The sequence below is a fragment of the Pseudomonas gozinkensis genome (assembly GCF_014863585.1).
GTDB lineage: Bacteria > Pseudomonadota > Gammaproteobacteria > Pseudomonadales > Pseudomonadaceae > Aquipseudomonas > Aquipseudomonas gozinkensis.
The window spans coordinates 931,639-955,855 of the sequence record NZ_CP062253.1 but is presented as its reverse complement, the minus strand read 5'-3'; the positions used below and the strand labels follow the sequence as shown (position 1 = coordinate 955,855).

At 59.9% G+C, this 24,217-nt stretch carries 19 protein-coding genes; 8 read left to right on the top strand and 11 right to left on the bottom strand.

Annotation, left to right across the window (positions count from 1 at the left end):
* From carB to grpE, 6 genes are all read right to left on the bottom strand, one after another.
* On the bottom strand, nucleotides 1–3,222 hold the full coding sequence (gene carB, locus IHQ43_RS04115) for a carbamoyl-phosphate synthase large subunit (RefSeq protein WP_192563473.1): 3,222 nt from the start codon (nucleotides 3,220–3,222) through the stop codon (nucleotides 1–3).
* Nucleotides 3,223–3,348: 126 nt separating this feature from the next.
* Nucleotides 3,349–4,485 carry a glutamine-hydrolyzing carbamoyl-phosphate synthase small subunit gene (gene carA, locus IHQ43_RS04110; protein WP_007953761.1) on the bottom strand — a complete coding sequence of 379 codons (1,137 nt, stop codon included), beginning with the start codon at nucleotides 4,483–4,485 and terminating at the stop codon, nucleotides 3,349–3,351.
* Nucleotides 4,486–4,741: 256 nt separating this feature from the next.
* Nucleotides 4,742–5,548, bottom strand: a complete 807-nt coding sequence (dapB, locus tag IHQ43_RS04105) for a 4-hydroxy-tetrahydrodipicolinate reductase (RefSeq protein ID WP_192563472.1) — start codon at nucleotides 5,546–5,548, stop codon at nucleotides 4,742–4,744.
* Nucleotides 5,549–5,557: 9 nt separating this feature from the next.
* Nucleotides 5,558–6,682, bottom strand: coding sequence for a molecular chaperone DnaJ (gene dnaJ / locus IHQ43_RS04100; RefSeq protein WP_007953765.1), 1,125 nt, complete (start codon nucleotides 6,680–6,682; stop codon nucleotides 5,558–5,560).
* A 297-nt stretch (nucleotides 6,683–6,979) separates the two neighbouring features.
* Complete coding sequence (dnaK, locus tag IHQ43_RS04095) at nucleotides 6,980–8,896, bottom strand: molecular chaperone DnaK (RefSeq protein ID WP_192563471.1); 1,917 nt, start codon at nucleotides 8,894–8,896, stop codon at nucleotides 6,980–6,982.
* 102 nt (nucleotides 8,897–8,998) lie between these two features.
* Nucleotides 8,999–9,568 carry a nucleotide exchange factor GrpE gene (grpE, locus tag IHQ43_RS04090; protein WP_192563470.1) on the bottom strand — a complete coding sequence of 190 codons (570 nt, stop codon included), beginning with the start codon at nucleotides 9,566–9,568 and terminating at the stop codon, nucleotides 8,999–9,001.
* A 239-nt stretch (nucleotides 9,569–9,807) separates the two neighbouring features.
* Between grpE and recN the strand changes: the two genes are divergently transcribed.
* Nucleotides 9,808–11,481 carry a DNA repair protein RecN gene (gene recN, locus IHQ43_RS04085; protein ID WP_192563469.1) on the top strand — a complete coding sequence of 558 codons (1,674 nt, stop codon included), beginning with the start codon at nucleotides 9,808–9,810 and terminating at the stop codon, nucleotides 11,479–11,481.
* Nucleotides 11,482–11,556: 75 nt separating this feature from the next.
* On the opposite strand, the gene fur is transcribed toward recN, so the two are convergent.
* Complete coding sequence (gene fur, locus IHQ43_RS04080; RefSeq protein WP_192563468.1) at nucleotides 11,557–11,961, bottom strand: ferric iron uptake transcriptional regulator; 405 nt, start codon at nucleotides 11,959–11,961, stop codon at nucleotides 11,557–11,559.
* A 97-nt stretch (nucleotides 11,962–12,058) separates the two neighbouring features.
* Here fur and IHQ43_RS04075 point away from each other — a divergent pair, with 97 nt between their 5' ends.
* Nucleotides 12,059–12,586, top strand: a complete 528-nt coding sequence (locus IHQ43_RS04075; RefSeq protein ID WP_192563467.1) for an outer membrane protein assembly factor BamE — start codon at nucleotides 12,059–12,061, stop codon at nucleotides 12,584–12,586.
* A gap of 61 nt (nucleotides 12,587–12,647) precedes the next feature.
* Here the strand turns inward: IHQ43_RS04075 and IHQ43_RS04070 are convergent, their stop codons facing one another.
* The 3 genes from IHQ43_RS04070 to IHQ43_RS04060 are packed head-to-tail and all read right to left on the bottom strand — an operon-like array spanning nucleotide 12,648 to nucleotide 14,800.
* The gene (locus IHQ43_RS04070) at nucleotides 12,648–12,962 is read right to left on the bottom strand and encodes an RnfH family protein (RefSeq protein WP_192563466.1); all 315 of its coding nucleotides are present in this window, start codon (nucleotides 12,960–12,962) and stop codon (nucleotides 12,648–12,650) included.
* The gene (locus tag IHQ43_RS04065; protein ID WP_003221509.1) at nucleotides 12,955–13,389 is read right to left on the bottom strand and encodes a type II toxin-antitoxin system RatA family toxin; all 435 of its coding nucleotides are present in this window, start codon (nucleotides 13,387–13,389) and stop codon (nucleotides 12,955–12,957) included. The genes IHQ43_RS04070 and IHQ43_RS04065 overlap by 8 nt, the downstream gene beginning before the upstream one ends.
* A gap of 7 nt (nucleotides 13,390–13,396) precedes the next feature.
* Nucleotides 13,397–14,800, bottom strand: a complete 1,404-nt coding sequence (locus tag IHQ43_RS04060; protein ID WP_192563465.1) for a sodium-dependent transporter — start codon at nucleotides 14,798–14,800, stop codon at nucleotides 13,397–13,399.
* A 119-nt stretch (nucleotides 14,801–14,919) separates the two neighbouring features.
* Here IHQ43_RS04060 and smpB point away from each other — a divergent pair, with 119 nt between their 5' ends.
* A complete protein-coding gene (gene smpB / locus IHQ43_RS04055; RefSeq protein WP_007953781.1) occupies nucleotides 14,920–15,402 on the top strand; it encodes an SsrA-binding protein SmpB in 483 nt (160 codons plus the stop codon).
* 50 nt (nucleotides 15,403–15,452) lie between these two features.
* Here smpB and IHQ43_RS04050 read toward each other — a convergent pair whose 3' ends face one another.
* Nucleotides 15,453–16,220, bottom strand: coding sequence for an FCD domain-containing protein (locus IHQ43_RS04050; protein WP_007953782.1), 768 nt, complete (start codon nucleotides 16,218–16,220; stop codon nucleotides 15,453–15,455).
* Between the two features lie 262 nt (nucleotides 16,221–16,482).
* On the opposite strand from IHQ43_RS04050, the gene IHQ43_RS04045 reads away from it, so the two are divergent.
* From IHQ43_RS04045 to IHQ43_RS04025, 5 genes are all read left to right on the top strand, one after another.
* On the top strand, nucleotides 16,483–18,177 hold the full coding sequence (locus tag IHQ43_RS04045; protein ID WP_192563464.1) for a lactate permease LctP family transporter: 1,695 nt from the start codon (nucleotides 16,483–16,485) through the stop codon (nucleotides 18,175–18,177).
* Nucleotides 18,178–18,339: 162 nt separating this feature from the next.
* Nucleotides 18,340–19,164 carry a (Fe-S)-binding protein gene (locus tag IHQ43_RS04040; protein WP_115076499.1) on the top strand — a complete coding sequence of 275 codons (825 nt, stop codon included), beginning with the start codon at nucleotides 18,340–18,342 and terminating at the stop codon, nucleotides 19,162–19,164.
* Complete coding sequence (locus tag IHQ43_RS04035; RefSeq protein ID WP_085711865.1) at nucleotides 19,161–20,615, top strand: LutB/LldF family L-lactate oxidation iron-sulfur protein; 1,455 nt, start codon at nucleotides 19,161–19,163, stop codon at nucleotides 20,613–20,615. Before IHQ43_RS04040 ends, IHQ43_RS04035 begins: the two co-directional genes overlap by 4 nt.
* Nucleotides 20,615–21,286 (top strand): LutC/YkgG family protein, encoded by a 672-nt coding sequence (locus IHQ43_RS04030; RefSeq protein ID WP_192563463.1) that lies wholly within the window; start codon nucleotides 20,615–20,617, stop codon nucleotides 21,284–21,286. The genes IHQ43_RS04035 and IHQ43_RS04030 overlap by 1 nt, the downstream gene beginning before the upstream one ends.
* On the top strand, nucleotides 21,283–24,105 hold the full coding sequence (locus IHQ43_RS04025) for an FAD-binding and (Fe-S)-binding domain-containing protein (RefSeq protein ID WP_192563462.1): 2,823 nt from the start codon (nucleotides 21,283–21,285) through the stop codon (nucleotides 24,103–24,105). Before IHQ43_RS04030 ends, IHQ43_RS04025 begins: the two co-directional genes overlap by 4 nt.
* Nucleotides 24,106–24,217 lie beyond the last annotated feature (112 nt).

Sequence of the window (24,217 nt, the reverse complement as noted above, 5' to 3'; positions counted from 1 at the left end):
TCATGCCTTCAATCCTGCGTGTAGATCCTGCAAGCGGCGTACGGTCTTCTCGGGACCGAACTTCAGCGCTTCACAGATAGCTTCGCCAGCAGCAATGGTGGTGGTGCAGTAAATCTTGTGCTGCAAGGCGTTACGGCGAATGGAATAGGAATCGGCGATCGACTGACGACCTTCGGTGGTGTTGATGATCAGGGTGACTTCGTCATTCTTGATCATGTCGACCACGTGCGGACGACCCTCTGTCACCTTGTTCACGCGACGCACTTTCAGGCCTGCGGCTTCGATCAGCTTGGCAGTGCCGGCAGTGGCGACGACCTCGAAGCCCAAGTTGATCAGATCACGGGCCACGCCTGCAACCAGTGGCTTGTCATCGTCGCGTACGCTGATGAATGCGGTACCGCCGGTCGGCAGCACTTCACTCGCGCCCATCTGGGCTTTGGCAAAGGCTTCGCCGAAGGTGTCGCCGACGCCCATTACTTCACCGGTGGACTTCATCTCTGGGCCGAGGATCGGGTCAACGCCAGGGAATTTGGCGAACGGGAACACCGCCTCTTTCACGCTGTAGAAGTTCGGAATGATTTCTTTGGTGAAGCCGATTTCCTTCAGGGTTTTACCGGCCATCACGCGAGCTGCGATCATCGCCAGGGAAACACCGATGCACTTCGACACGAACGGTACGGTACGGGAAGCACGCGGGTTGACTTCGATGACGTAGATGTCTTCGCCTTGCAGCGCCAACTGAACGTTCATCAGGCCGACCACGCCCAGTTCCAGGGCCATTTTCTTGACCTGTTCGCGCATCTCGTCCTGGATGTGCGCCGGCAGTGAGTACGGCGGCAGCGAGCATGCGGAGTCACCGGAGTGAACGCCCGCCTGTTCGATGTGCTGCATGATCGCGCCGATCACCACGTCCTTGCCGTCGCAGACCGCATCCACGTCCATCTCGATGGCGCAGTTGAGGAAGTGGTCGAGCAGCACCGGGCTGTCGTTCGACACTTGCACCGCGTCACGCAGGTAACGCTTGAGCTCTTCTTCCTTGTAAACGATTTCCATCGCCCGACCGCCCAGTACGTAGGACGGACGCACCACCAGCGGGTAACCGATCTTCGCGGCTGCGCGAACAGCTTCGTCTTCGCTGCGCACGGTGGCGTTTGGCGGCTGACGCAGGTTCAGACGCTCAACCATTTGCTGGAAGCGCTCACGGTCTTCGGCACGGTCGATGGCGTCAGGGCTGGTGCCGATGATCGGCACGCCGGCTGCTTCCAGGGCGCGAGCCAGTTTCAGCGGGGTCTGGCCGCCGTACTGGACGATCACGCCTTTCGGCTTCTCGACGCGGCAGATTTCCAGCACGTCTTCCAGGGTTACCGGCTCGAAGTACAGACGGTCGGAAGTGTCGTAGTCAGTGGAAACGGTTTCCGGGTTGCAGTTGACCATGATGGTTTCGTAGCCGTCTTCGCGCAGGGCGAGGGCGGCGTGTACGCAGCAGTAGTCGAACTCGATGCCTTGGCCGATACGGTTCGGACCACCACCCAGAATCATGATCTTGTCGCGACCCGACGGTGCGGCTTCGCACTCCTCCTCGTAGGTCGAGTAGAGGTAAGCGGTGTCGGTGGCGAACTCGGCAGCGCAGGTATCAACGCGCTTGTAGACCGGGAACACTTCCAGCTTTTGGCGGTGCGTACGCAGGTTCTTCTCGGTCACGCCCAGCAGCTTGGCCAGACGCTGATCGGAGAAGCCTTTGCGCTTGAGCTTGAACATCAGGTCGCGGTCGATAGCGGACAGACCGAGGGTCTTGACCTTCTCTTCGTCCTTGATCAGATCTTCGATCTGCACCAGGAACCATGGGTCGATCATGTTCATGCCGAAGATGTCTTCGACGGTCATGCCGGCGCGGAAGGCGTCCGCCACGTACCAGATACGCTCGGCGCCCGGCACGGTCAGCTCGCGCTTGAGCACGCTCATGCTTTCCGGGTTGGTCAGGTCGACTTTTTCGTCCAGACCGCAAACGCCCACTTCCAGACCGCGCAGGGCTTTCTGCAGGGATTCCTGGAAGGTACGGCCGATGGCCATGACTTCGCCTACCGACTTCATTTGAGTGGTCAGGCGTGCGTCAGCGTTGGCGAACTTCTCGAAAGCAAAGCGCGGCAGCTTGGTCACGACGTAGTCGATGGACGGCTCGAAGGACGCCGGAGTCTTGCCGCCGGTGATGTCGTTCGACAGCTCGTCGAGGGTGTAGCCGACTGCCAGTTTGGCCGCGACCTTGGCGATCGGGAAACCGGTGGCTTTCGAGGCCAGAGCCGACGAACGCGATACACGCGGGTTCATTTCGATCACGACCATGCGGCCGGTGTCCGGGCAGATACCGAACTGAACGTTGGAACCGCCGGTCTCGACACCGATCTCGCGCAGTACCGCCAGCGAGGCGTTACGCAGGATCTGGTATTCCTTGTCGGTCAGGGTCTGAGCCGGGGCAACGGTGATCGAGTCACCGGTGTGCACGCCCATCGGGTCGAAGTTCTCGATCGAGCAGACGATGATGCAGTTGTCCTTTTTGTCGCGGACAACTTCCATTTCATATTCTTTCCAGCCGATCAGGGATTCGTCGATCAGCAGTTCCTTGGTTGGCGAAAGGTCCAGACCACGGGCGCAGATTTCTTCGAACTCTTCACGGTTGTAAGCGATACCGCCACCGGTGCCGCCCATGGTGAAGGACGGACGGATGATGCACGGGAAGCCCAGGCGCTCGAGCACCGCGTTGGCTTCTTCCATGCTGTGGGCGATACCGGAACGCGGGCATTCCAGGCCGATGGCTTTCATCGCCTTGTCGAAACGCGAGCGGTCTTCAGCCTTGTCGATGGTGTCGGCGTTGGCACCGATCATCTCTACGCCGAACTTCTCCAGAACGCCTTCGCGCTCCAGGTCCAGGGCGCAGTTCAGAGCAGTCTGGCCGCCCATGGTTGGCAGCACGGCATCCGGACGCTCTTTTTCGATGATCTTGGCAACGGTCTGCCATTTGATCGGTTCGATGTAGGTCGCGTCGGCCATGTCCGGGTCGGTCATGATGGTGGCCGGGTTGGAGTTCACCAGGATGACGCGGTAACCCTCTTCGCGCAGGGCTTTGCAAGCCTGGGCGCCGGAGTAGTCGAATTCGCAGGCCTGGCCGATAACGATCGGGCCAGCGCCGAGAATCAGGATGCTTTTAATGTCTGTACGTTTTGGCATGGGTTTGTCACTCAAATCCGCAGGTCAGTCGGCAAGCCGTCTTGATCGATTTCTGAAGTCCCGAGGGGGCCGCCGGTTCCGGGGCCGCCCTCGAGGGGCTTCTCGCTACAGTCTCAAGGCGAGCGCTTAGCGTCGCTTGGCCATCTCGTTGATGAAGCGGTCAAACAGAGGGGCCACATCGTTCGGGCCCGGGCTCGCCTCAGGGTGACCCTGGAAGCTGAACGCGCTCTTGTCGGTGCGCTCGATACCTTGCAGGGTGCCGTCGAACAGCGATTTGTGGATCGCACGGACGTTGGCTGGCAGGGTTTCTTCGTCAACCGCGAAACCGTGGTTCTGGCTGGTGATCATCACGACGCCAGTGTCCAGATCCTGAACCGGGTGGTTGGCACCGTGGTGGCCGTGGCCCATTTTCAGGGTCTTGGCGCCGGAGGCCAGGGCCAGCAGCTGGTGGCCGAGGCAGATGCCGAACACCGGGATTTCGGTTTCCAGTACTTCCTTGATCGCCTTGATCGCGTAGTCGCAAGGCTCCGGATCACCAGGGCCGTTGGACAGGAACACGCCGTCCGGCTTCAGGGCCAGCACGTCGGCAGCCGGGGTTTGCGCCGGCACCACGGTGACGCGGCAACCGCGCTCGACCAGCATGCGCAGGATGTTGACCTTGACGCCGTAGTCGTAGGCAACCACGTGATATGGCAGCTCGGAGGCTTCGATGGTCGCGTGACTGTCGGTTTTCAGATCCCAGACAGTGGAGCGCCACTCGTATTGAGTCTTGGTGCTGACGACTTTCGCCAGGTCCATGCCCTTCAGGCCCGGGAAGCCTTGCGCCGCGGCGATGGCCGCTTCTTCGGAAATGTTGTCGCCGGCCATGATGCAGCCGTTCTGTGCGCCTTTTTCACGCAGGATGCGGGTCAGGCGGCGGGTGTCGATACCGGCGATTGCCACAACATTGTTGGCTTTCAGGTAATCGGACAGGGACATCGTGTTACGCCAGTTGCTCGCTACCAGCGGCAGGTCACGGATGACCAGGCCAGCGGACCAGACGCGGTCGGACTCGGCATCTTCCGGCGTGGTACCGGTGTTGCCGATGTGCGGGTAAGTCAGGGTAACGATCTGTTGGGCGTAGGAAGGATCGGTAAGGATTTCCTGATAGCCGGTCATTGCGGTGTTGAACACCACCTCACCAACGGTCTGACCGTCGGCTCCAATGGCTTCGCCGCGAAAAATGCTGCCATCAGCAAGGGCGAGTATGGCTGGCTTAGTCAAGAAGACCTCCCGTAAATAACGCATGAAAGGGCAATCGCAGGTTGTAAAAAAGCGGAGTGACGTATGGACACGTCACCCCGCTTCTTCACTGAATTATTCTGCGCGCTTTTAGTGGACACACTAAAGCTGTAGCTTACAGAAAAAGGGATTTTTGGTCTACCGCCAATGAGGCCGAAAAGCCGGAGAATGCGACAGGGCGTCGCTCGGCGGAGCAAAACCGGCACAAACAGGGCGTTTGCGCCGGCTTCAGAACATCTCAATGCAGGTCGAGCACGTCCTGCATGTCGTACAAACCAGGCTCGCGACCGTCCAGCCACAACGCCGCACGCACCGCGCCCTTGGCGAACGTCATGCGACTCGAAGCCTTGTGCGTGATCTCCAGGCGTTCGCCTTCGCAGGCAAACAGCACCGTGTGATCGCCCACCACATCACCACCACGAACAGTGGCAAAACCGATGGTTTCACGCTCACGGGCACCGGTGTGTCCTTCACGACCGTAGACCGCGACTTTCTGCAGATCACGACCCAGGGCATTGGCAATCACTTCACCCATGCGCAGGGCCGTACCCGACGGCGCATCGATCTTGTGGCGGTGATGGGCTTCGATGATTTCGATGTCCGCATCATCCGCCAACACCCGCGCCGCCATGTCGAGCAGCTTCAGCGACAGGTTGACGCCGACACTGAAGTTGGCCGCGAAGACGATCGGAATATCCTTGCCCGCCTCGGCCAGCAGCTGCTTCTGCGCAGCGTCCAGCCCGGTCGTGCCGATCACCATCGCCTTGCCGGCCTTGCGGCAGAAGGCCAGGTTTTTCAGCATGACTTCCGGCAGGGTGAAGTCGATCAACACATCGAACTCTTCCGCCACCGATTCCAGATTCCCGGACAGCGGCACGCCGATTCGACCCAGCGAAGCCAGCTCACCGGCATCCACACCGATCAGCGTACTGCCAGGGCGGACAATCGCGGCCGTCAGACCGGTCAGCGGCGCGCGCTGCTGCACCGCCTCGACCAGAATCTTGCCCATGCGCCCGGCAGCGCCCATCACAGCTATACGTCGCATGCCGACTCCTTACAGATCGCCGAAGAAGCGTTTCACACCGTCGAACCAACCGGTGGTTTTCGGCGAATGACTGTTGTCGTCCGCCAGGGAGCTGCGGAACTCTTCCAGCAATTCACGCTGACGACGGTTCAGATTGACCGGCGTCTCGACAGCCACACGACACATCAGGTCGCCCGCACCACCGCCACGCACCGGCGCAACGCCTTTACCGCGTACGCGGAACTGCTTGCCGGTCTGAGTACCTTCCGGAATCTTCAGTTTGACGCGACCGTCGAGGGTCGGAATCTCCAGTTCGCCCCCCAGGGCTGCGTCGACGAAGCTGATCGGCACTTCGCAGAACAGGTGCTTGCCGTCACGCTGGAAAATGTCGTGCTCACGGACGTTGATCACCACGTACAGGTCGCCGGTCGGGCCACCCTGAGTACCCGCCTCGCCTTCGCCGGACAGACGAATACGATCACCGGTGTCGACACCGGCTGGCACTTTCACGGAGAGGGTTTTGTACTCTTCAACGCGACCGTCACCGTGGCAGGAATCGCACGGATCGGAAATGATCTTGCCCTGACCATGGCAGCGCGGGCAGGTCTGCTGCACCGAGAAGAAGCCTTGCTGCATGCGCACCTGACCGATGCCGCCGCAAGTCGGGCAGGTCGAAGGCGACGAGCCTTTCTTGGCGCCCGAACCATCGCATGGCTTGCAGTTGACCAGTGTCGGAACGCGGATATTCACGGTCGTGCCGCGCACCGCCTCTTCCAGGTTCAGCTCCAGGGTGTAGCGCAAGTCGCTGCCACGCTGGGCGCCGCCACGGGAACCGCCGCGACCGCCACCGAAGAAGTCACTGAAGACATCGCCGAAGATGTCGGAGAAGTTCTGACCGCCGAAGCCTGCACCGCCGCCACCCATGCTCGGGTCGACGCCAGCATGACCGTACTGATCGTACGCTGCACGCTTGCTGGAATCGGACAGCACTTCGTAGGCTTCATTGGCCTCTTTGAACAGCTCTTCCGATGCTTTGTCATCGGGATTACGGTCCGGGTGGTGCTTCATCGCCAGGCGGCGGTAGGCCTTTTTCAGGTCTGCTTCGCTTGAGCCGCGCTCAACACCCAATACTTCGTAATAGTCACGCTTAGCCATAAGTTCTTCATACTCTTGAGGACGTTCGGCAAACCCCTCCTGAGCTTCGCCAAACTCGTTGAGCCCCAATACAGGCCCGGACCCAACTCACGTCAATTCAACGATCCTGGTCTTTGGTTCATGCGGTATTTGCGGCGCGAAAAGCAGGAGCATTCCCGGCCATACCGCCAGCATTCGAGCCTTGTCGCATGCTGTAAAAAATCGCGTATTCCAGATACGCCAACGCGGGAGCAAGCTCCCGCGCGGCGACATCCTACCAGTCAGTGCCCAAAGGCAGTCAACCGGCCGACCAACAACTTACTTGTGGTCTTTGACTTCTTCGAACTCGGCATCGACAACATCGTCAGCCTTTTCAGCTTTCTCGTCGTGCGGTGCCGCGCCTTCAGCAGGCTGAGCCTGTTCGGCGTACATCTTCTGGGCAACCGGCGCAGAGACCTTCGACAGCTCTTCAACCTTGGCGTCGATGGCAGCCTTGTCGTCGCCTTTGACGGCGGCTTCCAGGGCAACCACGGCCGCTTCGATTGCAGTCTTCTCTTCTGCAGTCACTTTGTCGCCAGCGTCAGCGATCATCTTGCGAGTCGAGTGAACCAGTGCATCACCCTGGTTACGGGCAGCGGCCAGCTCTTCGAACTTGCGGTCTTCCTCGGCGTTGGCCTCGGCGTCACGCACCATGCGCTCGATTTCTTCGTCGGACAGACCGGAGTTGGCCTTGATCACGATCGACTGGGTCTTGCCGGTAGCCTTGTCCTTCGCACCTACGTGCAGGATGCCGTTGGCGTCGATGTCGAAGGTCACTTCGATCTGCGGCACGCCACGTGGAGCTGGTGGAATGTCGGCCAGGTCGAACTTGCCCAGGGACTTGTTCTGTGCGGCTTGCTTGCGCTCGCCTTGCAGGACGTGAATGGTCACGGCGCCCTGGTTGTCGTCGGCAGTCGAGAAAGTCTGCGATTTCTTGGTAGGAATCGTGGTGTTTTTCTCGATCAGCGCGGTCATCACGCCACCCATGGTTTCGATACCCAGGGTCAGCGGGCTGACGTCGAGCAGCAGAACGTCTTTCACGTCACCGGCCAGAACGGCGCCCTGGATGGCAGCACCCATGGCAACGGCTTCGTCCGGGTTCACGTCTTTACGTGCTTCTTTACCGAAGAAATCGGTAACCAGCTTCTGTACCAGCGGCATACGGGTCTGGCCGCCGACCAGGATCACGTCGTTGATCGCGCTAACATCGAGACCTGCGTCTTTCATGGCAATGCGGCAAGGTTCGATAGTGCGCTGAACCAGGTCTTCAACCAGCGCTTCGAGCTTGGCACGCGAGATCTTCACGTTCAGGTGCTTAGGACCGGTGGCGTCTGCAGTGATGTACGGCAGGTTCACGTCGGTCGACTGAGCGGACGACAGCTCGATCTTGGCTTTTTCAGCGGCTTCTTTCAGGCGCTGCATGGCCAGCGGGTCACCTTTGAGGTTCATGCCGCTTTCTTTCTTGAATTCGTCAACGAGGTAGTCGATCAGACGAATATCGAAGTCTTCACCACCCAGGAAGGTGTCACCGTTGGTGGCCAACACTTCGAACTGGTGCTCGCCGTCAACTTCAGCGATCTCGATCACGGAAACGTCGAAAGTACCGCCACCCAGGTCATAAACGATCACGGTGTGATCGCCCTTGGCCTTGTCCATACCGTAAGCCAGAGCAGCTGCGGTTGGTTCGTTGATGATACGTTTTACGTCCAGACCCGCGATGCGGCCGGCGTCTTTGGTTGCCTGACGCTGGCTGTCGTTGAAGTAGGCCGGAACGGTGATCACCGCTTCGGTCACAGCTTCGCCGAGGTAGTCTTCGGCGGTCTTCTTCATTTTCTTCAGAATTTCAGCCGAGATTTGTGGCGGAGCCATTTTCTGGCCGTTCACTTCAACCCAGGCGTCGTTGTTGTCAGCCTTGACGATCTTGTAAGGGACCATCTGGATGTCTTTCTGAACGACTTCTTCGTCGAAACGACGGCCGATCAGACGCTTCACCGCGTACAGGGTGTTGTGCGGGTTGGTCACTGCCTGACGCTTGGCGGACTGGCCGACCAGGATTTCGCCATCGTTGGCGTAAGCGATGATCGACGGCGTGGTACGCGCGCCTTCAGCGTTTTCGATAACTTTTACGTTGCCGTTTTCAAGAATGGAGACGCAGGAGTTGGTAGTCCCCAGGTCGATACCGATAATTTTGCCCATGTTCACTCTCCCGAAACTTTGGATTTGGTTGCCGCAGCGGTTGTGGCCAACTGCGGTAGCACTTAAACGCTTGACTTCTAAATGGGGGCCTTGCGGCTAATTTCAAGCCTTCTCGTCAATCGAAGGCGAAACTGGCGCCGGCGCCTTGCTGACCACGACCATCGCAGGACGCAGGAGGCGACCGTTGAGCTGATAGCCCTTCTGGAACACCTTCAGAATGCTGTTCGGCTCAAGGTCTGCACTTTCCTGCATGGCCATTGCCTGATGTTCCACGGCGTTGAACGGCTCGCCTTCCTGCGGGCTTACAGCGACAAGCTGATAACGCGCGAGGGTGTCGTGAAACATTTTCAGGGTCAGCTCGATGCCTTCGCGCATCGGACGGATGCTCTCGTCATCCGGGCTCGACAGCTCGAGGCCGCGCTCCAGGCTGTCGACGATCGGCAGAAGGTCGCCGGCGAATTTTTCCAGCGCAAACTTGTGCGCCTTTTCGACATCCTGCTCGGCACGGCGACGGACGTTCTGCAGATCGGCAGCTACGCGCAGCGATTGATCCTGCGCGGCGGCCAATTGCTCTTCGAGCACTTGTACACGGGTCGCCAGGTCATCACCCGAAGCCTCGGGCGCCTGATTGGCTTCTGGATTTTGCGTATCTACTGTCTGTTCGTCAGCCATAGAATTCTCCTTTCAATATCGTCCGCGAGTTCGATTCGCGCTTCTACCCCGGTATATGGGGCCGCAAAATCAGGCTTCAAGGGCTGACAACGATTAACCCTACAAAAAAGTGCTGCATTGTCATTCCCGGGCGCGATAAGCATTTGATCGGATCATCCCCATCGAGCTAAGCGAGGCATTGTCAGCCTGAAACAAAACACTGTATAAATAACCAGACCTGAAGCCTGGGAGCGGCCTTTATGCTGGTGCACCTGTCCGTACACAACTACGCCATCGTTGAACATCTCGATCTCGAACTCGATCGCGGCATGAGCGTGATTACCGGGGAAACCGGCGCCGGCAAGTCGATCATGCTCGACGCCCTGGGCCTGACGCTCGGCGATCGCGCCGACAGCGGCGTGGTTCGACCGGGCGCCGACAAGGCCGACATCCTGGCGACTTTCGATCTGGCCGACATCCCCGAGGCCAGCGCCTGGCTGGCGGAACGCGACCTGGAAACCGACGGCCCGTGCATCCTGCGCCGGGTCATCACTTCCGAAGGTCGCTCACGCGGCTATATAAATGGCACGCCCTGCCCGCTCGGCGACCTCAAGGCGCTCGGCGAGCTGCTGATCGATATCCACAGCCAGCACGAACACCAATCCCTGCTCAAGACCGACACCCACCGGCGCCTGCTCGACGAGTACACCGGGGCCACCGATCTGGCTCGCCAGGTCCATCTGGCCGCCCAGCGCTGGCGCCAGACCCGTCAGGAGCTGGAACGCCTGTCCAACTCCGGCGACGAACAGCGCGCGCGCCATCAACTGCTCAGCTACCAGCTCGAAGAACTGGAAAACCTCGGCCTCGGTGAAAATGAGCTGGAAGAACTGGAGCAGGAACACAAGAACCTGACCAACGCCGAAACCCTGCTCGGTATTTGCCGACAAGTGGTCGAGCAATGCAGCGAAAGCGATTCCGGCAACGTGCTGAATGCCCTGACGGCCAGTCTCAATCGACTGTCGAGCGTGAACAACTCGGTCGGCGCGCTCGGAGAGGCGAGCAGCCTGCTGACCAGTGCGCAGATCCAGGTCGAAGAGGCCGTCGGCGAACTCAATCGCTTTCTCGACAATTTCGATGCCGATCCGGCGCGCCTGCAATATCTGGAAGAACGTCTGGACTCCATTTACACACTGGCACGCAAACACCGCATTCAGCCGACGGAAGTGGCAGAGATGCAGCAGAAGCTGCTAGACGAAATCGAAGCCCTCGACGCCAACGATGAATCCATCGAGCGCCTCGCCGAAGAACTGGCGTCCTATGCCCGCCACTATCAGGAAAAGGCCCGCGAGCTGAGCGAGCTGCGTCATCAGGCGGCCGGCAGCCTGGCAAGCGCGGTGGAGCAGGAGATTCAGCGCCTGGGCATGCCCGGCGGTCGCTTCACCATCGAATTGCGTGCCAACAACAGCAGCGAGCTGCAACCCAATGGACTGGAACAGGTCGAGCTGCTGGTCAGCGCCAACCCGGGCCAACCCCTGAAAGCTCTGGCCAAAGTGGCCTCCGGCGGTGAGCTGTCACGGATCAGCCTGGCCATCCAGGTGATCACCGCCCAGACCTCTCGCGTTCCGACGCTGGTGTTCGACGAAGTGGACGTTGGGATTGGCGGTCCGACGGCCGAAATCGTCGGCCAGTTGTTGCGCCGCCTCGGGGATCGCGGACAGGTACTGACGGTCACGCACTTGCCGCAGGTCGCGGCTCAGGGACATCAGCATCTGTTCGTGCACAAGGTGCGAGGCGAGCAGGCGACTCACACGGCCGTTTCGAAGCTGAGCAAGAATGACCGTATAGAAGAAGTCGCGCGGATGCTTGGCGGCATCGATCTGACCAAAGAGTCTTTGGCGCACGCGAAAAAGATGGTCGTTACTGCAAAGGTTTAAAAACCGCAGAAAGCACGAAGGCGACCCTTGGGTCGCCTTCGCTCGTTTCGCGAACCTGAAATTCGCGCGACATGCTTATTTTTTCTTGCGTACGTACAGCACCAGGTTGTGATCCACCAACTCGACACCGTGCTCCTCGGCAATTGCCTTCTGGAGTTTTTCGATTTCCGGGCTGACGAATTCCACCACCTCACCGGTTTCCACGTTGACCATATGGTCGTGGTGGCCACCGTCGGCCAGTTCGAATACCGCGTGGCCGCCGTCGAAGTTGTGACGGACCACGAGGCCAGCCGCTTCGAACTGGGTCAGAACACGGTAAACCGTGGCCAGACCGACGTCCTCACCAGCTTCCATCAACGCCTTGTAGACGTCCTCGGCACTCATGTGGCGCTGCTCTGTAGAGTCGAGCATTTGCAGGATCTTGACCCGTGGCAGGGTCACTTTGAGGCCGGCTTTGCGTAGTTCGCTATTTTCAACCATGGTCAGCTTTCTCGCGATGCTGCTTCGCAGCTTCTCTTAATGCGGGTATGATCGGCGTTTACGTTGTCCCAGCCAAGATAGTGGAAGTCGCCCACCGATGCAAAACACCAAGCTCTTGCTAACCAGTTTCACCTTTGTGGGACTGCTCGCACTCGCCGGTTGTTCATTCCCCGGGGTTTACAAAATCGACATCCAGCAGGGCAATGTCGTCACGCAGGACATGATAGACCAGTTACGCCCGGGAATGACCCGGCCGCAAGTACGGTTTATCATGGGCAACCCTCTGCTTGCCGACACGTTCCATGCCAATCGCTGGGATTATCTGTACAGCCTGCAACCTGGTGGCGGTGAACGCCAGCAGGAACGCATGAGTGTCATTTTCGACTCGAATGACCGGCTCGCCAGCCTGTCCGGGGACTTCATGCCCGGTGTCAGCCGCGACGAAGCCATTCTCGGCAAGGACAGCGGCACCAGCGTGACCGCTCCTGCTGAAAACGTCGAGCAGCCAAAACCGGAAAAACCGGTCAAGCCAGGCTCCTTGCTGGATCAGATCCAGAAGGACGTCGATGGTGTGGAAACCGTTCCGGTTCCAACGCCAGAACCGCTGGACACCTCGCCGCAATAATTTGCGACGCAATAAAAAACCCGGAAATCCCGGGTTTTTTATTGCCTGCCGTTTGGCCAGCCTACTGGTTTAGCGCCTTGGCCTCGGCAGCTTTGGCGGCACGTAGACGACGCACTTCTTTCGGGTCAGCCAGCAACGGTCGATAGATCTCGATACGATCGCCTTCCTGAATCCGTCGAGCATCCGGATCAGCGATCACTTTGCCGAAGATCCCCAAGGGACAGTTCTTCAGATCCAGCTCCGGAAATTCAGCGTCAATCCCGGACGCCATCAGAGCCGCACGCACCGTCGCACCCTCAGCGACGCTGACTACGCGCAAAACCTGACGATCAACGGCGGCATACACCACTTCGATTTCGATCACCGGCTCAACCATGCATCTGCTTGGCACGCTGGCAGAACGCATCCACCAGTGTATTGGCCGCCTGATTGAACAAAGGACCGAGCGTCGCGCGGACCAGCGGCCCGGCATAGTCAAAGGACAGATCCAGACTGATCTTGCAGGCCTTCTCGTTCAGCGCCTTGAACACCCAGACGCCGTGCAGCTGATTGAACGGCCCCTCCTCCAGGTTCATCTCGATCGACTGCCCCGGCACCAGCGTGTTGCGGGTCACGAAGTGCTGACTGAGGCCGCCCTTGGCCACGCCGACACTGGCGCGCATGTGTTCCGGCGAGCTTTCCAGGACTTCAGCAGACGAGCACCACGGCAGAAATTCCGGGTAACGCGCCACGTCATTGACCAGGTCGTAGAGAAATTGCGCCGGGTAAGGCAGCAGCGCCGATCGTTGAATATGTGTCGTCATGTAAGCGTCACTTCCAGAGCTGGGCGGCAAACACTACAAGAATGCCGATGGGCGCCACATAGCGCATCAAGAACAGAGACAGGGCGAACAGCGCCGGGCTACGAATCGACAATTCTTCACGCACCGCCTCACGCCCCATCACCCAACCGGCAAACAGCACGAAGCACAGTCCGCCGAGCGGCAACATGATCCGCGAGGTGAAGAAGTCGATCACACCAAAGAAGTCCAGGCCACCGGCCGCACCCCATTGGTAGAGATGGAACACCCCGCCATCGTTCACGAAAAATTTGGCTTCCTTCCAGATATTGAAGGAAAACACCGTCCCCAGGCCGACGAACCAGCAAGTGAACGCCAACCAGAATGTCACCCAGTTACGACTGATTTTAGTCCGCTCGACCAGATAGGCGACCATCGGCTCCAGCAGGGAAATCGCCGAGCTCCAGGCCGCAATGGCCACCAGAACGAAGAACACCACGCCCATCAACTGGCCGAAAAGCACGTTACCGAAAGCAAATGGCAGGCTGACGAACATGAGCCCCGGGCCTTCACTAGGGTTCAAACCACCGGCGAACACAATCGGAAACAAGGCCAGACCGGCCACCAGCGAAACAAAGGTATCGAGCAGCGCCACACCCACGACGGTGCCGGACAGCGAGGCTTCCTTGGTCATGTAGGCGCCGTAGATCATGATCGAGCCCACGCCCACGCTCAGGGAGAAGAACGCGTGACCCATGGCCGGCAGCAAGCCGTCGAGGACTTTCTCCGGGTGGAAGTCGAACATGAAATGCACGCCCTCCATGAAATGCCCGGTGGTCATGCTGTACCCCAGCAGCACCAGAATCATCACGAACAGCAACGGCATCATGATCCGCAGGCTGCGCTCAAGGCCGGCAACCACGCCTTTGGCGATCACCACCGCAGACAGCAGCATGAAAACCGTGTGCCAAAGTGTCAGGCGCCACGGGTCGGAGATGACATTGCCGAAATAGGCCCCGACCTGATCGGCCGTAGCGCCCTGGAAGTCTCCGCGCCCCATATCAATGATGTAATCCAGCGACCAGCCGCCGACCACACTGTAGAAAGACAGGATCAGCAACGCCGTGATCATTCCGGCGAACGCGCCCCACGACCACTTGCCCGAGTGTCCGGCTTCCAGCGCCAGCACCTTCAGGGCATTCGCCGGACTCTGACGGGCACGGCGGCCGATCAGGGTTTCGGCGAGCATCACCGGGATGCCGATCAGCGCGATACAGGCCAGAAACATCAGCACGAAGGCGCCGCCACCGTAGACCCCGACCATGTAGGGGAATTTCCAGATGCTGCCCAATCCCACGGCCGAACCGGTCGCGGCGAATATGAAAACCCAGCGGCTAGCCCAACTGCCGTGGACAGAAACCTTGTCTGTCGACATCGTTTATCACGCCCAAGCGTTAGAAAAAGAGGCCGCATTGTCCGGGATTCACTCAACCTGCTCAAGCACGCAGCATCACCGTAGCCGACAGCCGTTTATCTCCATATAATGCCGCCCCTATGGCTAAACAGAAGAAACACCCAACAGGGACCATCGCGCAAAACAAAAAGGCGCGACACGATTACTTCATCGAGCACAAGTTCGAGGCTGGTCTGGTCCTGGCCGGCTGGGAAGTAAAAAGTCTGCGGGCAAGCAAACTGCAACTGGTCGACAGTTACGTGTTGCTCAAGGATGGCGAAGCCTGGTTGCTCGGCAGCCACATCACGCCTCTGATGACCGCCAGCACCCACGTCATTGCCGACCCGGTGCGTACCCGCAAGCTGCTGCTCAACCGCCGCGAGCTGGACAAGCTCGCCGCCGCCGTGCAGCAGAAGGGTTACGCCTGCGTGTGCCTGTCCTGGTACTGGAGCAAGCACATGGTCAAGTGCGAGATCGCGCTGGGCAAGGGCAAGAAGGAATACGACAAGCGTGATACCGAACGCGAACGCGACGCCGGTCGCGAGTTGCAGCGTGCGGTGCGCAACAAGGGCAAGGAAGACTGATTCCTCTGCCTGAATGACCGTTCCCGCGTTCGGCACGGGAACGGTCATGCCTACATCCCTTTGCGTCGCTCGGCCCGAGCCATGCGCTGTACTTCCTGACGCACCTCTTCCAGCACTTCCTGCACATACAGAATGTGTCGGCTGGACACCTCACGCGCCTGTTCCGCGCGCCCCTCGATAATCGCCAGATACAATTCCCGATGCTGTGTGATCAGCATGTCGCGGGTTTCCGTGCGTTGCTTGTACATGCCACCGATGTTGGTCACCACGTTACGCTTGAGCAGATCGAACAAGCCGCGAATGGTGTGCAGCAACACTGCGTTGTGACTGGCTTCGGCAATCGCCAGGTGGAATTTCGCATCCGCCGCACCCTCTTCCGCCCGGCTCACTTCATCGTGACGCGAATAGCAATCCTGTAACTCTTCAAACGCAGCCGTCAGCCGTTCCCGATCCACATCTGTGGCGCGCAATGCTGCGTAATAGGCACACGATGCCTCCAGCGTGTGGCGAAATTCCAGCAGATCGCGCTGCGCCTCGGGATTGCTTTCCAGCAATTGCAGCAGCGGATCGCTGAACGTCGAACCGAGACTTTCCACGACATAGTTGCCGCCGCCCTGCTTGCTGACCAGCAAACCCTTGGCCGCCAGTTTCTGAATCGCCTCGCGCAACGAGGGCCGGGAAACGCCGAACTGTTCCGCCAGTGCCCGCTCGGCCGGCAGACGCTCGCCGGACTTCAGCGTGCCCTCGAGGATCATCCCTTCCAGCCGCTCGACAATGTCGTCAGACAAACGGCGCTGACGTATCTGATCAAACCCCATCACTCAACTCTCCACCATCCCGACCGCTCGCCGGGCTCTCTATTCTGGCCTATCGACGCTGCGCCGACACCTGCCAGATGACGCCAATTCAACCGGTGCAATCCGACCCGCCGTCCGGTTGTTCGACAAAAGTTTTAGGGCGGCAAATTGACACACCGATATCAAGGCTTTTACCCTAGCCAACAGCGATTGTAAATTGGTCTTACCAATTAACCAAGAACGCTGACAGTGCCTGACCAACAACAATTAGGGGCCACCCCATATGCAAACCTGGCAACAGCTCTACAGCCCGCTCGGCAGTCTCGGCGTGTCCGCACTCGCGGCCGTCATCCCCATCGTTTTCTTCTTCCTCGCCCTGGCGGTGTTCCGCCTCAAAGGTCATGTGGCCGGCAGCATCACGCTCGCCCTGGCCATCGCCGTGGCGATCTTCGCGTTCCAGATGCCGGTCGACATGGCAATCGCCGCCGCCGGATATGGTTTCGCCTATGGTCTGTGGCCGATTGCCTGGATCATTGTGGCGGCGGTGTTCCTGTACAAACTGACGGTCAAGAGCGGTCAGTTCGAGGTCATCCGCAGCTCGGTGCTGTCCATCACCGACGACCAGCGTCTGCAGGTGCTGCTGATCGGTTTCTGCTTCGGTGCATTCCTCGAAGGTGCCGCCGGTTTCGGCGCGCCAGTGGCGATTACCGCTGCGCTACTGGTGGGACTCGGCTTCAACCCGCTGTACGCCGCCGGTCTGTGCCTGATTGCCAACACCGCGCCGGTGGCGTTCGGCGCGCTGGGGATTCCGATCATTGTGGCCGGGCAAGTCACCGGCATCGACGCGTTCAAGATCGGCGCCATGACCGGTCGCCAACTGCCACTGCTGTCGCTGTTCGTGCCGTTCTGGCTGGTGTTCATGATGGACGGCCTGCGCGGCGTGCGTGAAACCTGGCCAGCGGCGCTGGTCGCAGGTTTGAGCTTCGCCGTGACCCAATACTTCACGTCGAACTTCATTGGCCCGGAACTGCCGGACATCACGTCGGCCCTGGCCAGCCTGATTTCGCTGACCCTGTTCCTGAAGGTCTGGCAGCCGAAACGTGCCGCCGGCCAGCACATTGCCGGTGCCGTTTCCGCTTCGGTGGTGACTGCCAGCGTCGGCGGTTTCGGCCAGAAGCGCACCACCGTCGCTTCGCCTTACAGTCTCGGGGAAATTTTCAAGGCGTGGTCGCCGTTCCTGATCCTCACCGTGCTGGTGACCATCTGGACCCTCAAGCCCTTCAAGGCCATGTTCGCCGCCGGCGGTTCGATGTACGCCTGGGTGTTCAACTTCGCGATTCCGCACCTTGATCAACTGGTGATCAAAACCGCACCGATCGTTGCCGCCCCGACCGCGATTCCGGCCGTGTTCAAACTCGATCCGATTTCCGCGACCGGCACGGCGATTTTCTTCTCCGCGCTGATCTCGATGCTGGTGATGAAGATCAATTTCAAAACTGGTCTGACCACTTTGAAGGAGACCTTCTACGAACTGCGCTGGCCGATCCTGTCGATCGGCATGGTGCTGGCGTTTGCCTTCGTCACCAACTATTCCGGCATGTCCTCGACCATGGCTCTGGTACTGGCAGCAACCGGCGCGGCGTTCCCGTTCTTCTCGCCGTTCCTCGGCTGGCTCGGCGTGTTCCTGACCGGTTCCGATACCTCGTCCAACGCCCTGTTCAGTTCGCTGCAAGCGACCACCGCACACCAGATCGGGGTCAACGACACCTTGCTGGTGGCGGCCAATACCAGCGGCGGCGTGACCGGCAAGATGATCTCGCCGCAATCGATCGCCGTGGCCTGCGCAGCAACCGGCCTGGTGGGCAAGGAATCCGATCTGTTCCGCTTCACCCTCAAGCACAGCCTATTCTTTGCAACGATTGTCGGCCTGATCACTTTGGCCCAGGCCTACTGGTTCACCGGCATGCTGGTGCACTGATACCTAGAAGAAGACTACAAGCGACATTGAAATAACCGACGCTGGTTTGTGATTCCGGCGTCAGCAATTCACAACCCGGTCTGTAAGGCTGCTGAAAGCAACGCGCTCTATATTCGGCAGCCTCAACAGACGGATAACCGGGCCCACCCGGAGACACGCCTGATGAGCGAGCTTTTTTACAACGCTGTGCCCAACGCCACTCGCGTCGCACCGCCACTGCCCGAACCCCGGCAATACCCCAGCGAGAAACCGTCGCGGGTCTACCTGTTCGGCACCTGCGTGGTCGACCTGTTCTACCCGGAAGCCGGGATGGACGCGATCCACTTGCTGGAACGCGAAGGCATCCGGGTCGACTACCCGCAAGGGCAGAGCTGCTGCGGACAACCGGCCTACACCTCGGGTTACACCGAGCAGGCACGGACGGTGGCGCGCTCGCAACTGGCGCTGTTTGCCGGGGATTATCCGGTGGTGGTGCCGTCGGGTTCGTGCGCCGGGATGATCCGCGAGCATTACGCCGACTTGTTCAAGGACGAGCCGGAGACGTTGAAACAGGTACAGGCCCTTGCGGCCCGCACCTATGAATTGGCCGAGTTTCTGCTGTTCGTCTGCAAGGTGCAGCTCAAGGACAGCGGCGAGCCGGTAAAAGTGGCGCTGCACACCTCGTGTTCGGCGCGACGGGAAATGAACACCCACCTGCACGGCCGCGAGTTGTTGGCGCAGTTGAGCAACGTGGAACGGGTCAATCACGACCATGAAAGCGAATGCTGTGGCTTCGGTGGGACATTCAGCGTCCGTATGCCAGACATTTCCGGCGCGATGGTGGCTGACAAGACCCGGGCATTGAAGGAATCCGGCGCGCATCAGGTACTCAGTGCCGACTGCGGCTGCTTGATGAACATCAACGGCTCGCTGGAAAAACAGAAGGAAGCGCTGCGCGGGCAACACCTGGCGAGCTTCCTCTGGCAACGAACCGGAGGTGCGCGATGAGCACTTCCACGATTATTCCTACGGTTGCCGTAGAAGAAGATTTCCGCACCCGGGCACACAACGCCCTGGGCGACTCGCAGTTACGGAACAACTTCCGCACCGCGATGGATTCACTGATGACCAAGCGGGCAGCGGCTTTCAGCGATGCCCACGAAAGAGAACACCTGCGTGAACTGGGCAATGCAATCCGTGCCCGCGCGCTCTCCAAGTTGCCCGACCTGCTCGAGCAACTGGAACAGAACCTGACCCGCAACGGTGTGACAGTACACTGGGCGGAAACGGTGGACGAGGCCAATGGCATCGTCCTTTCGATCATCCGCGCTCACGAGGCGCGGCAAGTGATCAAGGGCAAATCGATGGTCAGCGAAGAGATGGAGATGAACCATTTCCTCGAGGCTCGGGACATTGAATGTCTGGAGTCCGACATGGGGGAGTACATCGTCCAGCTCGACCACGAGAAGCCTTCACACATAATCATGCCGGCAATCCACAAGAATGCCGGTCAGGTCGCGTCCTTGTTCCACGACAAACTTGGCGTGGAATACACCAAGGACGTTGACCAACTCATTCAGATCGGTCGCAGGGTCCTGCGGCAGAAATTCTTCGAAGCGGACATCGGCGTCTCCGGTGTCAACTTCGCCGTGGCCGAAACCGGCACCCTGCTGCTGGTGGAAAACGAAGGCAACGGCCGCATGACCACCACCGTGCCACCGGTGCACATCGCCGTCACCGGCATCGAAAAAGTCGTGGAAAACCTGCGTGACGTGGTGCCGCTGCTGTCATTGCTGACCCGCTCGGCGCTGGGCATTCCGATCACCACCTACGTCAACATGATCTCCGGCCCGCGCAAGGAACATGAGCTCGACGGCCCGCAGGAAGTGCATCTGGTGCTGCTCGACAACGGTCGCAGCCAGGCCTTCGCCGACAGCGAACTGCGCCAGACGTTGAACTGCATCCGCTGCGGCGCCTGCATGAATCATTGCCCGGTCTACACCCGCGTCGGCGGCCATACCTACGGCGAGGTTTACCCCGGCCCGATCGGCAAAATCATCACCCCGCACATGGTTGGCTTGGCGAAAGTCCCGGATCACCCGAGTGCGTCTTCTTTGTGCGGCGCCTGCGGTGAAGTGTGCCCGGTAAAAATTCCTATTCCCGCACTGCTGCGCCGCCTACGCGAAGAGAACGTCAAAGCTCCGGACTCGCCACATCAAGTGATGCGCGGCCAGGGCAGCAAATATTCGCGCAAGGAACGCTTCATCTGGAACGCCTGGGCGAAGCTCAACAGCTCGCCGACTTTGTATCGACTGTTTGCGTTTTTCGCCACACGCCTGCGCGCCCTGGCGCCGAACAACGTCGGCCCGTGGACGCAGAATCACAGCGCGCCCAAACCCGCCGCCCGCTCATTGCATGACATGGCTCGCGAACACCTGGCCAAACAAGGAGACCGTTGATGAGCGCCAAGCAAAACATCCTCGGCAAGTTAAGGAAAAGCCTGACCGGCACCACACCGATTGCCGACAACTTTGACGTCGATCTGGTGACCCAGCCTTACACCTACAGCGCCGAACAACGGATTCCGCAACTGCGCAAACTGATGGAAGCGGTGCACACCGAAATCCATCTGACGTCCGCTGATGCATGGCCGGGGCTGCTGGCGCAATTACTGCGCGACCGTCAGTTGCCGAGCTTGCTGATTGCACCGACTACGCCTCACGGGCAGCGCATCACACAACACTGGGCGAACAATCCTGATCTGCCGGCACTAAAATCCTACGACCGCCCGATGGAAGAGTGGAAAGCCGAGCTGTTCAACGACACCCCGGCCAGCCTGACCGGCACCCTCGGTGCCATCGCTGCTACCGGCAGCCTGATTCTCTGGCCGACCCGCGAAGAACCACGGCTGATGAGCCTGGTGCCGCCGGTGCATTTCGCCCTGCTCAAGGCCAGCCAGATCCGCGATAACTTCTATCAGGTGCAGCAGGAATTCGAGTGGGCGCAAGGCATGCCGACCAACGCGCTGCTGGTGTCCGGCCCGTCGAAGACCGCCGACATCGAACAAGTCCTGGCCTACGGCGCCCACGGCCCGAAAGACCTGGTGGTATTGATCCTGGAGGACCAATGACCTTACCGGCGACTTTCCTGCGCGATGCGCAACAACTGATTCCTGCCGAACGGCGTTTCGACGATCCGCTGTCGACCCTGGCCTTCGGCACCGATGCCAGCTTCTACCGGTTGATTCCGCAACTGGTGATCCGCGTCGAATCCGAAGATGAAGTGGTGGCGCTGCTGAAACTGGCCCAGCGCGATCAGGTTCCGGTGACCTTCCGCGCCGCCGGCACCAGCCTGTCCGGCCAGGCGATCAGCGATTCGGTGCTGATCGTGCTTGGGGATAACTGGAACGCCCGGGAGATCCGAGGGCAAGGCACACAAATCCGCCTGCAACCGGGCGTGATCGGCGCCCAGGCCAATGCATGGCTCGCGCCATTCGGGCGCAAGATCGGTCCGGATCCGGCATCCATCAACGCCTGCAAGATCGGCGGCATCGTCGCCAACAACGCCAGCGGCATGTGCTGCGGCACCGCGCAAAACACCTATCACACGCTGGCCGGGATTCGTCTGGTGCTGGCCGACGGCACACGTCTGGATACCGAAGATGCTGCCAGCGTCGCGGCGTTTCGAGTCAGCCACGGTGAATTGCTGGAACGCCTGTCGACCTTGGGCCGCGAGACCCGCGCCAATGCCGAACTCGCTGCACGAATTCGCCACAAATACCGTCTGAAAAATACCACCGGCCTGTCGCTCAACGCCCTGGTGGATTTCGATGAACCTGTGGATATCTTGAGCCACTTGCTGGTCGGTTCCGAAGGCACCCTCGGCTTCATCAGCGCGGTGACCTACGACACGGTGATCGACCACCCGAACAAGGCGTCAGCGCTGATCGTATTCCCTGACGTCGAGACCTGCTGCAACGCCGTCACCGTTCTGAAAAGCCAACCGGTGTCGGCCGTGGAACTGCTCGACCGCCGCAGTCTGCGCTCGGTGCAGGACAAACCCGGTATGCCGGATTTCGTACAGCAACTGTCGAACAATGCCTGTGCGTTGCTGATCGAATCCCGCGCCGCCTCTTCCACTTTGCTGCAGGAACAACTGGCGCAGATCATGGCGTCGCTCAATGGCTTCCCGGTGGAAAAGCAGGTCGACTTCACCGAAGACCCGGTCGAAAACGCCCGCCTCTGGGCGATCCGCAAAGACACCTTCCCCGCGGTCGGCGCCGTGCGCAAGACCGGCACCACGGTGATCATCGAAGACGTGACCTTCCCGGTGGAGCAACTGGCGATCGGCGTGAACCGTCTGATCGAGCTGTTCGACAAACATCACTACGACGAAGCGATCCTTTTCGGACACGCACTGGAAGGCAATCTGCACTTCGTGTTCACCCAAGGCTTCAACAGTGCGGAAGAAGTCGCACGCTATCAGGCGTTCATGGACGACGTGGCGCAACTGGTGGCCGTGGAGTTCGGCGGTTCGCTGAAGGCCGAACACGGCACCGGACGCAACATGGCGCCCTTCGTCGAGCTGGAATGGGGCAGCGACGCCTATCAGTTGATGTGGCAGCTCAAACGCTTGCTCGATCCCAACGGCATTCTCAACCCGGACGTGGTGCTCAGCGAAGATCCACAGATCCACCTCAAGCACCTGAAACCGCTGCCGGCGGCCGACGAGATTGTGGATAAATGCATCGAGTGCGGTTTTTGCGAGCCGGTCTGCCCCTCGAAAGGCCTGACCCTGAGCCCGCGCCAGCGCATCGTGATCTGGCGCGATATTCAGGCGCGAAAGCGCGCCGGAATCGACACCACCGAACTGGAAAAAGCCTACGAGTACCAAGGCATCGATACCTGCGCTGCGACCGGTTTATGTGCGCAACGCTGCCCTGTAGGCATCAACACCGGCGAGCTGGTGAAAAAGCTTCGCGGCCGTCACGCCACGCATACGAAAACCGCCAACTTGATCGAAGGAAATTTCGCCACCACCCTGCAAGGTGCGCGTTTTACCCTGCACGTGGCCAACGGTGCGCGGATGTTGTTGGGGGCACCGCGCCTGGCAAAGCTTTCAGCGACACTGACGCGGCTGTCCAAGGGTCAGGTGCCGCTGTGGACCAACGCCATGCCGCAGCCGGAAAAGGCCATTCGCTTCAGTCCGGCGGTGTCGGACGAACGTCCGCGCGTGGTGTACTTGGCAGCGTGCGTCTCGCGAGTGATGGGGCCGGCGGCGGGCGACAAGGAGCAGATGTCGCTGTACGACAAAACCCGTGGCCTGCTGGAAAAGGCCGGTTATCAGGTGGTGTTTCCGGACAATCTGGACAACCTCTGCTGCGGCCAGCCTTTCGCGTCCAAAGGCTATGCAGAGCAGGCTGAACACAAGCGTCAGGAACTGATCGGCGCATTGCTCCAGGCCAGTCGCGGCGGGCTCGATCCGATCTATTGCGACACCAGCCCCTGCACGTTGCGGCTGGTGCAGGATGTGGGAAATGTTCGCCTGGATCTATATGACCCTGTGCGATTCATCCGTACGCATCTGATGGATCGTCTGGAGTTCACGCCGCAGGAAGCACCGATTGCCGTTCACGTGACCTGCAGTACTCAGCACCTTGGGGAAAGCCAGGCGCTGATCGACCTGGCGCGCAAATGCAGCAAGACGGTGGTGATCCCGGAAGGCATTCACTGCTGCGGCTTCGCCGGCGACAAGGGTTTCACCACGCCGGAGCTCAACAGCCACTCACTGCGAACACTCAAGGATGCGGTGCAACAGTGCAGCGAGGGGATTTCCACCAGCCGCACCTGTGAGATCGGTCTGACGCAGCACGGTGGAATCGACTACCACGGTCTGGTGTATCTGGTGGACCGGGTGACCCGGGCCAAAGCCCCCGCAACCGCCCTCTGAAGAAAAATAGAACCCTTGCGAGCGACCGCAGTCCACAGAACAGGCCCCGAACAATCGGGGCTTGTCCTCCATTCGGTTGCCCGTCCTGACGGCCAGCGAAGTCTGGATCCCT

Coding starts and splice junctions, on each gene's coding strand:
- carB (WP_192563473.1), bottom strand. CDS start 3,222: ATGCCAAAACGTACAGACATTAAAAGCATCCTGATTCTCGGCGCTGGC.
- dapB (WP_192563472.1), bottom strand. CDS start 5,548: ATGCGACGTATAGCTGTGATGGGCGCTGCCGGGCGCATGGGCAAGATT.
- dnaJ (WP_007953765.1), bottom strand. CDS start 6,682: ATGGCTAAGCGTGACTATTACGAAGTATTGGGTGTTGAGCGCGGCTCA.
- dnaK (WP_192563471.1), bottom strand. CDS start 8,896: ATGGGCAAAATTATCGGTATCGACCTGGGGACTACCAACTCCTGCGTC.
- grpE (WP_192563470.1), bottom strand. CDS start 9,568: ATGGCTGACGAACAGACAGTAGATACGCAAAATCCAGAAGCCAATCAG.
- recN (WP_192563469.1), top strand. CDS start 9,808: ATGCTGGTGCACCTGTCCGTACACAACTACGCCATCGTTGAACATCTC.
- fur (WP_192563468.1), bottom strand. CDS start 11,961: ATGGTTGAAAATAGCGAACTACGCAAAGCCGGCCTCAAAGTGACCCTG.
- IHQ43_RS04075 (WP_192563467.1), top strand. CDS start 12,059: ATGCAAAACACCAAGCTCTTGCTAACCAGTTTCACCTTTGTGGGACTG.
- IHQ43_RS04070 (WP_192563466.1), bottom strand. CDS start 12,962: ATGGTTGAGCCGGTGATCGAAATCGAAGTGGTGTATGCCGCCGTTGAT.
- IHQ43_RS04065 (WP_003221509.1), bottom strand. CDS start 13,389: ATGACGACACATATTCAACGATCGGCGCTGCTGCCTTACCCGGCGCAA.
- IHQ43_RS04060 (WP_192563465.1), bottom strand. CDS start 14,800: ATGTCGACAGACAAGGTTTCTGTCCACGGCAGTTGGGCTAGCCGCTGG.
- smpB (WP_007953781.1), top strand. CDS start 14,920: ATGGCTAAACAGAAGAAACACCCAACAGGGACCATCGCGCAAAACAAA.
- IHQ43_RS04050 (WP_007953782.1), bottom strand. CDS start 16,220: ATGGGGTTTGATCAGATACGTCAGCGCCGTTTGTCTGACGACATTGTC.
- IHQ43_RS04045 (WP_192563464.1), top strand. CDS start 16,483: ATGCAAACCTGGCAACAGCTCTACAGCCCGCTCGGCAGTCTCGGCGTG.
- IHQ43_RS04040 (WP_115076499.1), top strand. CDS start 18,340: ATGAGCGAGCTTTTTTACAACGCTGTGCCCAACGCCACTCGCGTCGCA.
- IHQ43_RS04035 (WP_085711865.1), top strand. CDS start 19,161: ATGAGCACTTCCACGATTATTCCTACGGTTGCCGTAGAAGAAGATTTC.
- IHQ43_RS04030 (WP_192563463.1), top strand. CDS start 20,615: ATGAGCGCCAAGCAAAACATCCTCGGCAAGTTAAGGAAAAGCCTGACC.
- IHQ43_RS04025 (WP_192563462.1), top strand. CDS start 21,283: ATGACCTTACCGGCGACTTTCCTGCGCGATGCGCAACAACTGATTCCT.